The 14,433-nt window shown below is 26.9% G+C and carries 14 protein-coding genes; all 14 read right to left on the reverse strand.

Features of this window, described 5'->3' with window-relative positions; all coding sequences use genetic code 11:
• Positions 1-81 precede the first annotated feature (81 nt).
• The 14 genes from pseG to RGC78_RS03530 all read right to left on the reverse strand — a co-directional run bounded on the left by pseG (position 82) and on the right by RGC78_RS03530 (position 14,238).
• Positions 82-1,101: a UDP-2,4-diacetamido-2,4,6-trideoxy-beta-L-altropyranose hydrolase gene (gene pseG, locus RGC78_RS03465; RefSeq protein ID WP_252224820.1), complete on the reverse strand. Its 1,020-nt coding sequence runs from the start codon at positions 1,099-1,101 to the stop codon at positions 82-84.
• On the reverse strand, positions 1,102-2,160 hold the full coding sequence (gene pseI, locus RGC78_RS03470; protein ID WP_252224817.1) for a pseudaminic acid synthase: 1,059 nt from the start codon (positions 2,158-2,160) through the stop codon (positions 1,102-1,104).
• Between the two features lie 64 nt (positions 2,161-2,224).
• Positions 2,225-3,070, reverse strand: coding sequence for a formyltransferase family protein (locus RGC78_RS03475; RefSeq protein WP_252224814.1), 846 nt, complete (start codon positions 3,068-3,070; stop codon positions 2,225-2,227).
• A 10-nt stretch (positions 3,071-3,080) separates the two neighbouring features.
• Positions 3,081-3,815, reverse strand: coding sequence for a glycosyltransferase family protein (locus RGC78_RS03480; RefSeq protein WP_252224811.1), 735 nt, complete (start codon positions 3,813-3,815; stop codon positions 3,081-3,083).
• A gap of 27 nt (positions 3,816-3,842) precedes the next feature.
• On the reverse strand, positions 3,843-4,856 hold the full coding sequence (pseB, locus tag RGC78_RS03485) for a UDP-N-acetylglucosamine 4,6-dehydratase (inverting) (protein WP_252212661.1): 1,014 nt from the start codon (positions 4,854-4,856) through the stop codon (positions 3,843-3,845).
• A 17-nt stretch (positions 4,857-4,873) separates the two neighbouring features.
• The gene (locus RGC78_RS03490) at positions 4,874-5,962 is read right to left on the reverse strand and encodes a GNAT family N-acetyltransferase (protein ID WP_252224807.1); all 1,089 of its coding nucleotides are present in this window, start codon (positions 5,960-5,962) and stop codon (positions 4,874-4,876) included.
• The gene (locus RGC78_RS03495; protein ID WP_252224803.1) at positions 5,963-6,637 is read right to left on the reverse strand and encodes a methyltransferase domain-containing protein; all 675 of its coding nucleotides are present in this window, start codon (positions 6,635-6,637) and stop codon (positions 5,963-5,965) included. It abuts the gene before it with no gap.
• A 1-nt stretch (position 6,638) separates the two neighbouring features.
• Positions 6,639-7,940 carry a DegT/DnrJ/EryC1/StrS family aminotransferase gene (locus RGC78_RS03500; RefSeq protein ID WP_252224799.1) on the reverse strand — a complete coding sequence of 434 codons (1,302 nt, stop codon included), beginning with the start codon at positions 7,938-7,940 and terminating at the stop codon, positions 6,639-6,641.
• Positions 7,928-9,073 (reverse strand): glycosyltransferase family protein, encoded by a 1,146-nt coding sequence (locus RGC78_RS03505; RefSeq protein ID WP_252224794.1) that lies wholly within the window; start codon positions 9,071-9,073, stop codon positions 7,928-7,930. Before RGC78_RS03505 ends, RGC78_RS03500 begins: the two co-directional genes overlap by 13 nt.
• A gap of 2 nt (positions 9,074-9,075) precedes the next feature.
• Positions 9,076-10,038, reverse strand: coding sequence for a Gfo/Idh/MocA family protein (locus RGC78_RS03510; protein ID WP_252224786.1), 963 nt, complete (start codon positions 10,036-10,038; stop codon positions 9,076-9,078).
• Entirely contained in the window at positions 10,022-10,813 is a 792-nt protein-coding gene (locus tag RGC78_RS03515; RefSeq protein ID WP_252224777.1) for a glycosyltransferase family protein, read from the reverse strand. The genes RGC78_RS03510 and RGC78_RS03515 overlap by 17 nt, the downstream gene beginning before the upstream one ends.
• Positions 10,814-10,871: 58 nt before the next feature.
• Complete coding sequence (locus tag RGC78_RS03520) at positions 10,872-11,180, reverse strand: DUF8042 domain-containing protein (protein WP_309556055.1); 309 nt, start codon at positions 11,178-11,180, stop codon at positions 10,872-10,874.
• Positions 11,170-12,948, reverse strand: coding sequence for a motility associated factor glycosyltransferase family protein (locus RGC78_RS03525; protein WP_252224766.1), 1,779 nt, complete (start codon positions 12,946-12,948; stop codon positions 11,170-11,172). The genes RGC78_RS03520 and RGC78_RS03525 overlap by 11 nt, the downstream gene beginning before the upstream one ends.
• A gap of 84 nt (positions 12,949-13,032) precedes the next feature.
• A complete protein-coding gene (locus tag RGC78_RS03530; protein WP_252224762.1) occupies positions 13,033-14,238 on the reverse strand; it encodes a flagellin N-terminal helical domain-containing protein in 1,206 nt (401 codons plus the stop codon).
• Positions 14,239-14,433: the final 195 nt, after the last annotated feature.

Raw genomic sequence — 14,433 nt, forward strand, 5'->3', positions numbered from 1 at the left:
AAATATTTACACCCCAGGGGTGATTTATAAAAAACAGATAAGATTTTTATTTTTATCTCATCTGCCATTTATATTTAAACCTCAAACTTTTTTTATCCCAAAGACCTTGTTCAAAACATTTGTAATTCGTTCAGCACCTCTACCATCAACAATACATGTACTCTTTTTACTCATTTTCCTTCTTTTATTAATATTCTTATTTAATTCTAAAATTGCATTACACAAAACTTCTTTGTTAAGTTCATCATACCACCCTAAATATTCTATAGCACCTTTACTTTGTAGATTTATAGCAACTTCCTTTTGATTATCTGCAAGTACTATTCCTATTATTGGAACTCCACACGCTGCAAATTCATATAATGTACTTCCACATGCAGAAATAGCTATATCACATTTTTTCATCAACTTAACCATATTAGCATTAAAATATAAATTTACATTTTTCGTTTTTTCACTTAATATTATTAATTCTTTAATATTGTCTTCTTCAAAAGATGGACCTATTACAACATGAAATCTAAATTCTAACTCTTGTATATAATTACATATAATATTCGTAAGTCCTTCAGAATCTGATCCCCCTACAGTTATCATAATATCCGCTATTTGTGGATTAATAACCTTTTTTTGAATGTTTCTAAATTCTTCTCTTAACATAGTATATTCAGTTCCTAAAAATAATTTTGTATTTTTATTTACCTTATAGAAACATTTTTCTGCTCCAATATTTTGATTAATTATAAAATTTACATTAAAGTAATACAAATTCATATCATCTATATATCCAGTAACTTTAAAAAATTTCTTAGTAATATTAAAGTACTCCTCATTCACATCATAACTATCTGTGATTAAGCAATCTGCATTAACTTTGCATAATTCTTCAACAAAAATACCTTCTTTTATAGTTACTACATTAAATCCTTCAGATTTAATCTTGTCTATACCAGGTTTGTACTTATTAGATGTTAGATAATCTATTCTACATACATAAAAAATATCATTGATTTTTGCTAATTCTTTAGCTAAAACTAATGTTCTCATTATATGTCCCATCCCTATTTGAGAACCACCATCCGCTCTTATTGCTATTTTCACTTAATCACCTGACTCCACATATCCCCATTTTAAAGGTGTCCCTTTTTCAAAATCTCCATTACATCTTTTTCCTATTACATCCTTGATGTACTTAGGATGTAATCCAAATCCTGGTCTTATAGATTTAACATTTTCTTCTGTAAACTTTTCTCCTGCTTTAATATCCTTTACTATAAATAATGATCTACTGAATTCTCTATTCTTCAAAGCTTTATCAGATAATGTATAATTTACTTTTCCTAATGCCTTTTCTATATCTCTTATCGATGATACCATTTGTGCAAATTCATCTATATTTAGTGAGAATGTAGAGTCCGGTCCTCCCATTTTTCTATCTATTATAAAATGCTTTTCAATCACTTTTGCACCTAGAGCGACTGCTCCAATAGGAACAGTTATACCTAAAGTATGATCTGACAATCCGCATAAAACATCAAATGTCTCTGCCATATTAGGTATAGTTTTTAAATTCATTTCTTCTAATTTAGATGGATACGCACTAGTACATTTAAGTAAAATTACTTGGTCATTTCCAACTTTTCTACATACACCTACTGCATCTTGTATTTCTTGAATAGTTGCTATTCCAGTTGATATTATAACCGGCTTTCCTTTTTTAGCTATATATTCAATTAATGGTATATCCGTAATTTCAAATGATGCAATTTTATATGCTGGAACATTTAATTCTTCTAAAAAATCAACAGCTGATTTATCAAAAGGTGAAGAAAAACATATAATTTCTTCTTCGTCTGCAACCTCCATTAATTCTTTATGCCACTCCCATGGAGTATATGCTTCTTTATAAAGCTTATGTAGAGTAGTTCCATCCCATATAGTTCCTTGTTTAATTTGAAAATATTCATTGTCACAATCAAGAGTTATTGTATCAGCAGTATATGTTTGCAATTTAACTGCGTCTGCACCAGCTTTTTTAGCTTCTCTTATCATTTTTTTTGCAATCTCTATATCATGGTTATGATTTGCAGAAATTTCTGCTATGATAAATGACCTATGGTCATTTGATATTATCTTATTTTTTATCTTTATGCTTTTCATACTTATTCACCTTTTTATAATTCTTATTTTTCCAATAATTATGCTAAATATATAAACTATATTATTAATTTAAAATATCAAAATCAACTAACTCCAACACTTTATCAATACACTTAACAAAGTACTTATTATCGATAACTTCAATAACTCCTATTAAACTTAATGAAATTTTTTCACTCGCAATTTTAATTTTATTAATAATTATTTTTCTACCATCTTTCAAATAAGAATATGCGCCTGGATAAGGATATGATTGAGCTCTAACAAAATTAATTATTTGATTTGAGTCTTTAAGAAAATCTATATAGCCCATTTCAGGTATTCTTTTTCCATAATAACTTGCATTATCCTCATCTTGCTCTGTTCCCTTATAGTTATTATCTATTTTTTTTATTGTTTGTATTAACAATTCAGGATATTCTTTTTCAAACTTTTTTAATAAATCATATCCAGTTTCATAATTTTCAATCGTTATTTTTTTTTGTTCTATTATATTTCCTGTATCTACGCTTTCTTCTATAAAATGAGATGTAATGCCCGAATACTCTTCTCCATTTATTATACTCCAAACATGCGGAGTTCTTCCTCTATACCTTGGTAATAATGAACCATGTATATTTATTGCATATTTAGGAATAGTAAAGATTTTTTTAGGAATAATATATCTATAATTTATGCTTATTAAATAATCTAAATTCATATTGCGAAATTGTTTTAAAAATTCATCAGTATTCTTTCTAGTATCTTTATATGAGTAATCTATATTATTTTTAATTGCAAATGTATCTAAACTTTCCTCTCTAAGTTCCTTATGTGTAAGCAGATAACTTATCTCATAATCATTATCTAATAATTTTTCAATACATTCTACTCCTAATTTACCAAATCCACAAAATAAAATTTTTTTCACAATATTCTCCTTAATATAATTTTTTTTGTTCTATATTTTCATTAATACTTACTATTTGAGGATTTTTATTTAAAAAATTTACTACGTCTTCTAATAAAAAATATCCATTTTCCTCAAACAAAGCTTCATATATAGCTTTTATAACTTGAAGATCCTCTTCTGTATCTAGCGTTACTCTATATTTTGAATAATCCTTAGAATTCTTATATGATAAAATTCTAAACTTATTATTTAAATCATATAAATATGGTGTTACATGTTCTCTTTCATAATCTTTTTTGGCATTATTATATACTTTTTCTAATGCGTCAAATGAAAAAATTTCTACATCATACCCCCTTGGATAAGTTCTATCTATTGTATTACTTATATAATCAATATCATTACTCTTATCTAAATACATATCAATCATATCCTTTAATATTTTATAATCTAAACAAGGACAATCACTTGTTACTCTTATAACTATATCAGCATTGTTTTCTTTAGCAGCAAAATAATATCTAGAAAGAACATCGTTTTCTGATCCTCTAAAATATTTAACTCCAAGCCTATTAGCTTCATATAAAATTCTATCATCTTGAGATTCTACAGTTGTCGCAATAACTATCTCATCAATATTAGGTACTAATTTTAACCTATTCACATCATGCTCAAGTACTGTTTTCCCGCATATTTCTTTAAGAACCTTGCCTGGTAATCTTGTAGAACCAACTCTAGCTTGCACTATACATACTACTTTCACTTAAACTCCCTACCTTAACTTATTTAATTATTTAACTATAAAACCTAACAATTCCACTTCTTTTCTTAATTGCTCTATACTAAGCCATTTATTATTATTTGATGAGTTATATTCAAATCCATCTTCTATTTTTTTGCCACCTGCAGTCATAAATAGTTTTGAATTCCACCAATCAAAATTAGGGTAAATTATGTAATGTTTGTCATATTCATAAGTCATTCTAGAATCGTCACTAGTTATCATAACTTCATGAAGTTTTTCCCCTTCTCTTATTCCAACTTCTTTAATATCAATTTCCTTACACATAGCTTGCGCTAAATCTGTTATTTTAAATGACGGTATCTTAGAAATATATGTTTCTCCACCTTTCGATTCATTTAATGCCTTAAATACTAAATCTACACCTTGATCTAAAGTAATCCAAAATCTTGTCATTCTAAAATCAGTTATAGGTAAAACTCTCTCCCCTTTATCTAACAATTGATTAAAAAATGGAATCACTGACCCTCTGCTTCCTGCAACATTACCATATCTAACTACAGAAAATATAGTTCCATCTCCACCCGAATATGCATTTCCTGAAATAAACAACTTATCTGAAACAAGCTTTGTTCCACCATAAAGATTTATTGGGTTAACTGCCTTATCTGTTGATAAAGCTACACATTTCTTAACTCCTTTGTCAATACAAGCATCAACTATATTTTGCGCTCCATGAATATTAGTCTTGATAGCTTCAAATGGATTATATTCACAAGCTGGAACTTGCTTCATAGCTGCTGCATGAATAACATAGTCAACATCCTTAAATGCTCTATATAATCTATCTTTGTCTCTAACATCTCCTATAAAAAACCTTAGTTTATTCACCTTATCTGGAAATTTTGTAGTAAAATCCTTTTTCATCAAATCCTGCTTAAATTCATCTCTTGAATATATAATTATTTTTTGAGGATTATATTCAGTTAATATTCTTTCTGCAAATTTTTTACCAAATGATCCTGTTCCACCTGTTATCAATATATTTTTATTATTTATCAATTTTAACCCTCCAATTACTAGTCGTTTATAAAATTTCTTTTTTCATATTCTTTAATCCTTTTATAATAACTATCAAAAAAACTTTCTTTTATATAAAATTTTTCAGCTATAAATACAGGTATGGTAAATCCTCCAAATCCTCTTTTAAAATCGCTAATACTTTTATCCTTTTGGGTTGGAAAATATCCTATAGTATCATTATAATCCTGTATTCCTAAATCTATATATTTTATATTTAGTGATTTTAAATATTTTATTGCTTCCCATATCATAATATGAGATATTTCAAAATCAAACTCTTTATAATTCTTTGACTTGCAACCCATGGAATAATATGCAACATCTTTATAGTAATGAAACAGTATATAACCAACTACTTCACCATTGTAAGAAGTCTCTATAAGTATTGCATGATTATTTACTATCCATCTATAAATATTTTCGAATGTGTTTTTAGGTCTTGTAACTTTCCCTGCAATGTTAAAATAATATTTCATAAACTTATGCACATCTTCATCATTTATATTCGTATAATCTATTATTTTTGAAGTTAAATATCTATCTGCTTTGTTAATACATGATTTAAATCCTTTATTAAATTCAGAAAAAATACCTTTTTTATCTTTTAAAATAGATATCATAGAAGTTTGTCTACTAATATCTAGAAAACCATTATATCTTAAAAGATAATTGTGCTTATCAATGCTTTCAATATAAGTAACATTTTGATATGGAATGATCATTTCAATTTTTTCCACATTAACATCTAATGCTAATCTATCTATAGTCTCTATTATTAAGCTTAATGTTTTCTGTCTAGTTTTTTTATTTAATTTATCACTTATTAATGGTGCTAATAGTGGACCTCCTCCATAAGCCAAATATTTTTTTTCTTCACATTCTTCAATAAAAACAACCATTACACCAATTACTTCTTTATTATCATTTAATACAAAAAAAGATTTATTCGTAGCAGTAATATTAAAATTTGAATTAATGTTATATTCAATTACATTTGAAGTATAAAAGAAAGTTCCATTAGAATTTTTGTAGCAAAAATCATCCCATTTATCATATTCATCTATATTTAAAAATTTTATCTTCAACTAAACTCTCCTATTTCTTAATGTATTAAATATGCCAGTTTGATCATATGAATCATTTTTATATATTACTACGGTATAATCAAATGGCAAATAATCGCTTTTTAATAAAACTTTTTTTGAATATTTATAAGCAATATTTAATATTTTTTCTGGATTGACATAATAGAAGTCTTTATCTTTAAAATTTACTCTCTCTGTAAGAAAGTTAAAAGCAATTGCTTCCTTACACATATCCATAGCCTTTTCAATAGTATTATGAATTAACTCTAAATTATCTATTTCGCTAGATTTTATATTAAAAATTCCGGATTCAACTATGTAATCATATTTTTCATCAAAATCTTTGTTTAAGAAATCACAACATTCGAATTTAACATGTGAATTACCATATTTTTTTTCAGCAACATTAATAAATTCTTCTACTATATCTAAACCACAGTAATTGTAATTATTATTTTGTTCTTTTAATAATTTATTTAAGTCACCAAATCCGCATCCAATATCTAATATAGATTTTCCTTCTATAGAAAAGGAATTTATAAGATTTTCAAATCTTATAAATTGTTTTTCTTTTGTCCATAAAACCGCCTCTGGAGAATACCCATTACTCTCAAAACTTTTCTTATATTTATTTTTTAAATATACATTTCTATTTACTAATTTGTATTTATCCACTTTATAACTCTCCTATATTTTCCCATACTTTTCTAAATGCATTAATCACATCATCCATGTCTTCTTTAGTCATGGATGGAACTATAAATTCATGAGTCATTAAATCTTCAAAATGCATTTTTTCACACGTTGGACAAATTCCTTTGCTATAGTTTAGTTGTCCTTTATACATTGGACATTTAAATGGGCATCCTGTTTCACCATAACCTACAAGTTTTTGATAAATTGGTTGTAAATATAGTGGCCTAACATAACCACTACTAAGTTTTACACCTTCATTTTCTCTCATTTCAAAAGGAGTTAATTCGGCATTTACAGCTTCAATAAATCTTTCTCTGCTTATTCCTGCAATTTCTTTTTTTAACTTAATGGCATGAACATAAAAAGCATGCTTACAACCTTCTCTAGTTTCCGGAATTTCGATACAAGGAATTTCAGACAATTTCTCCGATATATATTCTACATTCTTTAATCTTGCTTCTAATAAATTATCTAATTTCTTCAACTGTTCTCTTGCAATAGCAGCTTCTATCTCTGTCATTCTATAATTAAATCCAATCATATTAACAAGATTATTCACACCTTTAGCTTCTACAACGGCTTCTGCATGATTTCTTATAAGCATCAATCTCTCAGCTAATTCATCATTATCAGTTACTATTATTCCACCTTCACCACAGTGTATATGCTTGTGATAATTTAATGAATATATTCCCATATCACCTAAGGTACCTGCATACTTTTCTTTGTATATAGCGCCTGGTGCTTGTGCTGCATCTTCTATTACTATTAAATTATGTTTTTTTGCAATAGCATTTATTGCATCTGCATCATAAGGCTGACCCATAATGTCTACAACTATTATAGCTTTAGTTCTTTCTGTTATTTTTTGTTCTATAGATTTAACATCTAAGCAAAAATAGTTTTCTTCAATATCTGCAAATACTGGTATTGCATTATAAACTAACGCTGCTGAAGCTGAAGCTGTCATCGTATAAGGAGATACTATAACTTCATCACCGGGTCCTATTCCTGCTGCTCCTACTGCACAATATAAAGCTGATGTAGCTGAATTCACTGATATAGCATATTTTACTCCAAACTTTTCAGCCCATTCTTTTTCTAATGCTTTTACTTCCTCTCCACCATAAAAATCTTCATGCCATGTTCCTAAAAATCTTGAAAGTTTACCTTTATTCAATACTTTTTCAACTGCCTCTTTTTCTTCTTTTCCAATTGGATTATATGCGGGAAACAACCTTTCCCTTACTTTTTTACCACCATTTATAGCTAATATCGACATATTATTTCCTCCATAAAATTTATTATATTATCTATAGCACCTTTTTGTATCTTAAATTCATATCCTTCATTTTTATCATTCATTACAAATTTTTCAATTTTTTCTTCCAATTCTTTTGTATATAAAATAGACTTCACCGCTCCAATTTTATCTAAAATAAAAGGATTATCTCGATTTAAACCCATTTGCATACTAATTATTGATTTTCCTAGTGCTGCACTTTCTATTAAAAACATTGATGACATACCACAAATTAAATTTGAAGTGCAAATTAACTTAAACCCATCTAACTTCTTATCTATTAAAATTGAAATATTATCATTTATATTATCTATAAGATCATTATAGTTATTTTCATCTTCTTTAGGATGTAATCTAATAATTAGTCCTATTTTTCTGTTAGTCTTTTGTCTAACTTGATTTAATACATTAATAAATTCTTTAAAAATACTTCTTTCACTATATCCCCAATAATGTTCTGAAGTGTCACTTTCACCATAAGTTTTTGACAATGGTTCTGATGCATAAGTTATTATATAGTCCTCCATATCGAATCCAATAATTTTTCTAAAATCTTTTATAACTTTATCACTAATTGTTTCTTTTTTACTTATAAGATAATCAAAATACGGCTGACCTGAAATAAGTATCTTATCTTCGGGTATTCCTTCTTTAATCATCTGTTCTTTGGAGTAATTATCCATAACTAAAATTTTATAAGGTAAATAAATATGCTCTTTTTTCTTTTCATACTCTTTTAATTGACTAACACCAAATTTTGAAAATCTTAGTCCATAATTTATCCATTGATCTAATATCGCAAAAGATGGTATTTTTAATCTTTCAGCACATTTCCATAAATATTTTTCAGTAAAGTCATCTGCACTTGTTCCTGTTATTAAAAAATCTGGAGCTTCTTCTAATAAGAATTTATATATTCCATCCTCTGAAATATAACTTAAACTACCACTAATATCTATACCTTTCAAACCATATTGCTCATATCGATTTAATGCTACATCTTTACCATATATCTTTACATTATATCCTTCTTCTTTTAATTTTTGGTATAAAGGTACTACTGTATTTGCTCCTCCTGGATCTCTTGAAAATAGCAATACTTTCTTATTCATACTTAATTCATCACCTTTAATCTTTCACAAATCTCCATATCCTTATATCCATCTTCTAAAACACAGTTTAATTTTTCATTATATATCAAATTATTATATATATTTGTAACTGCATTTAACATAGCCTTATTTAATTCAGTTTCATATTCTTTTTCTTTAAATAAATTTTTATATCCACTAAAAACTTTACTATCTGACACACTATACTCTTGAATTTTAAATCCAGAATCAATTATCTTTATTCTCTTCTTTTCAAATAATAATTCTAATTCAAAAATAGTGTAATTATAATATGGTATATTTTGCATAACAAAATCGCCACCATTTTCAAAATTCAAAACAGCAGATACACTTGGATCATCATCATAAAAATCATAACTATGGTTTATAACTTTAAAATCCTTTATTTCTCCAATTAAATATCTTAGTAAATCTATTAAATGTGATCCATTATGTAAAACTCCTTTACCATAATATCCACTTCCACATAGAAATTTTCCATAGTTCCCTTCCAAAATGCTATCTTTTAATATACTAAATTCAGCTACAAATCTTCTTGAATAATTTACTAAACATCTTATATTTTTTTCTTTATATATTCTAATTATTTCGTTTGCCTCATTTATATTTTTAACTAAAGGTTTTTCACAAAAAACTAATTTTATTGGGAAATTTGATATTTTTTTCAGTATACTATAATGATAATTATCTGGTACGCATATTGATACTACATCAATATCATTTTCACTAAATGCCTCTTCAATTGTTGAAAAATAATTAACCTTCCATAACTTCGCTGCTTCTTCGCCCTTCTTTTTTGAAGTTTCCACAAACCCTAAAAGATTAAATCCTTCTATCTTTAAAAAAGCATGTGCATGTGTAAGTATATTTTCTGAAGATGGATTATCAAAAAATGCTCCTATATTTCCTGCTCCCACAATTAAAACATTATACTTTTTCCCCATGTTTTTCTTGCCACTCTTTCTGCTCCCTAAACGGGTTTTTTCTATGCGTATTTTCTAATTGTTTTATCATTTCAGAATTTTTAATTAATAATTCAACTACATCTTGTGCTGAAAAATCTGAATCTTTAGTATATAATATTTCATAAATCTGTTTTATAAATTCATAATCTTCTTTTGTATCTAGGGTAATTTCAAATTCTGGATAATTCATCTTTTCTTCTGCTTCCCAATTTATTAGCCTGAATTTTTCTGGATTCGTATAAATATAAAGAGATACGTGCTCGTGATCAACTGGATTTTTAGTAAGTTTATTAACCTTTTCTAAAATTCCAACAGGAAAAACTTGAGTATCGAAACCTCTTGGAAATGTTCTTTTCAAAATATTGGATGCATAATCATACTCTCCAGAAAAAAATATTTCAAGAAGTTTATCTACATGTCTCCAATCTATCATAGGACAGTCACCTGTAATTTCAACAATTATATCTGCATTAACAGATTTTGCACTTTCTAATACTCTTAAAAGAACATCATCTTCACTACCTCTATAATATTTACATCCTATTTCTTTGCAAAGCTCTACAATTGAATTGTCTTCCTTATTAACGGTTGTAGCCACTATTACATCATCTATCACTTTGCTTCTTTTTAATCTTTCTACAATATGCTGTAAATTAGGTTTGCCGCAATATTCCATGAGAACTTTTCCTGGAAGTCTTGAAGATGTCATTCTTGCTTCTATTGTAGCAACTATTTTTCCTTTGTCCTTATACATTTCTATCATCTCCATTTTACGAATAATTTTATTAGAATAAATATTATACATTATTAAATTATTTAACACTAATTACAACTTTATTAATAATTGGCTTTATTTCATATTTCAAAATATCTGCTTGTAATGTATAATCCTTAGCTTTTAAACATTTTTCCATTTCAACAAACCAACTATAAATCTTTTGGATATCAATAGCTATATTTTCTTTAGTTGAAACATTTATAATATAATCAAAATCTATAAATATTTTATCCAAAATTTTCATTGCTTCATCAAGTTGATTTGTTATTAATTTTTCCCAACATTCATCTATATTATTTACTACAGAAGTAATTTTTGTCTTTAATTCACTATTAATACTCATCACTTTCTCCTTTAAGGATTTCATATCTATATGCATTTTCCATTATTAGAAGTTTATCTAGTGTATAACAATATATACTTAATTCTTTTTCTATTTTATTTTTTTTAGAATATATATGTTCTGCACTCTCTACTACATCTCTTATTATATATTTGTATAATTCAATTTCATTAAATTCTTTTTGTTTTTCCTTTAAATAATCTAGTTTATATTTTTCACTTGAACTACTCTCTAATATTCTTATTAAATCTTTACATATTTTTATAACATTATCTATATCACGTCCAACAACTTTTATAAATTCATCTATTAAATCATTGTCTGTATTTAATACATGTTCTTTATAACACTCATCAATTATACTTTCTATATTATATTCTTTGCTCTTACTAAGTATATTATCTACATACTCATTAAAATCTATATTTTCTGCTCCCTCGATATTTAAACCTAAAGAATTTCCATTTAAAAATTTAATATTTGAATTTAGTCTTATGCAAAATTCAACTGATTGTCTAGTAGCTAAAAATGCAGGATCTGTATATACATCTTCGCCTTTTGCATTTTTAGTTTTTATATATCCATCTTTTTCAAATTCGCTACTCATATCTTTAAAATCATCTGCACTATCAGCATAATTTTTGCCATTACTAAAACAATAATCTTGTCCTAATAATATTATAGGATTACATCCTAGTCTTGCTAAATTATAAACAATAGAATTTGCTACGGAAGGTCCTGAAAACAAATTATACTTTTCCCATAACAGTTTATCACTTATAAACTGATCCATTACTGTTGTATTCATTAAAAATTTATTTCTATTAAATAAATCAGGTACAGTATGACATACCATAGTCGAATACATAAGTGCTGAGTCTTTGTTTAATTTTAAATTTTTAAATAATTTTTCCTCTGAAATCCAAGTATCTATAGCACCTAATAAATGTCCTTTAATATTGTTATTATCTAAAACTTTTACTCCTGTTCCAACCGGGGCAATTATTGCTTTATTACAAACTTTCTTTAAATGTTCTAAATTGTAATTTAAAGATGGACCTGCGCCTACTATTATAGCAGGTATGTTTTCAAATTTAGAATGTAATTTTGTTATAGGACATGTTTCCTTTAAATATTTTAAATTTATTATATAGCTTTGAAGCCATGGTCTATGAGAACTAAGTTTTGTGTGAATATTTACCCTATGAAGATTTAAAATTTTTCTCATATCCTTTATTAACTTTATAATTAATTCACTATATAAAATTTCATATGCTGGCAAAATAACGAATTTAACATTTACTGTCTTTTCACTTTGTACTAGATTATAAAAAAAATTACTTATATCTTCACCGTTATCACCCAACATAAAATGAATATTATTATTATTATTAAAAATAGTTTTTATATCTATACTGTTTAGAGCCACTTTAAAAATTTCACTATCTGGTTCAATGATAAAACATCTTTTACCATTACTATTTTTCACTATTTCTCTTGTTTCATAACCTAGCCCCATACCTATTATAAATATAATATCGCTGTTATCATTTAATGCATATTCACATATAGTTCTAGCTTGTGTTTTAGTATTATACCTACTATGTATTGATATATATCCATTTCCATTCTTTTTAATTAATGTATCACTATTATCTTTAGCTTTTATTACTTCTACCGTATTTATGTCTACTTCGGATATTTTATTATAAAGATCTAAATTAAGTTCTTTTAAATATTGCATATTTTTTTTATAAATCTTATTCATAAACAGTAATCCCTTCAATTATATGTTATTTCAAAAAAAGCCAGCTAAAAGCTGGCTTTTTGATATTATTACTGGCTTTTATAATTATCTTAATAATTGTAAAACACCTTGTGGTTGTTGATTAGCTTGTGAAAGCATTGCTTGTGCAGCTTGACTAAGAATATTATTTTTAGAGAAATTCATCATTTCCTTAGCCATGTCAACGTCTCTAATTCTTGATTCTGATGCTTGTAAGTTTTCACTAGCTGTTCCTAAATTATTAATTGTATGTTCAAGTCTATTTTGAACAGCACCAAGTTTTGATCTTTGAGATGAAACTTTTTCAAGTGCATTTTGAACTGTTGATATAGCAGCATTTGCTGAATACTTATCATCAACCTTAAGAGCAGTTCCATCATTAGCTTTTAATCCTAAAGCTTTTGCTCTCATATCGCCAATACCAATTTGCATAGTTTGACCTGAATTAGCACCAATTTGAGCTGTTATTGAGTGACTTCCATCAGTAGTTTCTGCTTCTGTCTTATTGAATACTAATGTAATACTTTCTCCAACTTTCATATTAGTTCCTATACCTGTTGCGTCAAATTTAATATCTCCACTAGTTATTCCAGCAGTACCGCTTATTGTGATTCCATCAGCTGCTATTGTAATGTTAGTAGCATCTAATTTCGCTCCTGAATTATTACGGAATTCATATTGTGCAGTTCCGCTAGCGCCAACTCCTGTTTTAGTTATACTTACAGCGCCATTAATTTGTGTAGCATCTTTTAATGCAGTCACAGTAGCAGCATCTGTACCAATTTGTATATTACCAACAGAACTATTATTATTAACTGTTACTGTTCCATCAACTTTACCATTAACTCCAACAACATCACCATTTAAAAGTTTCTTAGTATTGAATTCTGTTGTATTACCGATTCTATCGATTTCATCTGCTAATTGGTTAACTTCTTCTTGAATAGCTTTTCTGTCAGTATCATTGTTAGTATCATTTGATGATTGAACTGATAATTCTCTCATTCTTTGAAGAATTGAGTGAGTTTCATTTAAAGCACCTTCAGCTGTTTGAATCATTGATATAGAATCTTGTGAGTTTCTTCCAGCTTGATCTAATCCTCTAATTTGTCCTCTCATTTTTTCAGAGATTGCAAGACCTGCTGCATCATCTCCAGCTCTGTTTATTCTTAAACCTGAGCTTAATTTTTCCATTGATTTTCCTGCTGTACTTGTGTTTCCTGTCATTTGTCTATGAGCGTTCATAGCGTTCATATTGTGATTAATAATCATAATAAATTCCTCCTTGAATTTAACTGGACATCCATGTCCTTAATTTTTTATTTATTTAAAATTAAAGCTTTTGACTTTAATATTTAAAACTTATTTGTTTTATTAAATGTTTATATTTATTATATCGTTTGACCTATTATTCACTTTATAGTTTTTAATAAAATATTTTTATAAATTATTTAACACTTTCAAAAG

Origin of the sequence: Clostridium aquiflavi (genome assembly GCF_031344075.1) — a bacterium.
GTDB lineage: Bacteria > Bacillota > Clostridia > Clostridiales > Clostridiaceae > Clostridium > Clostridium aquiflavi.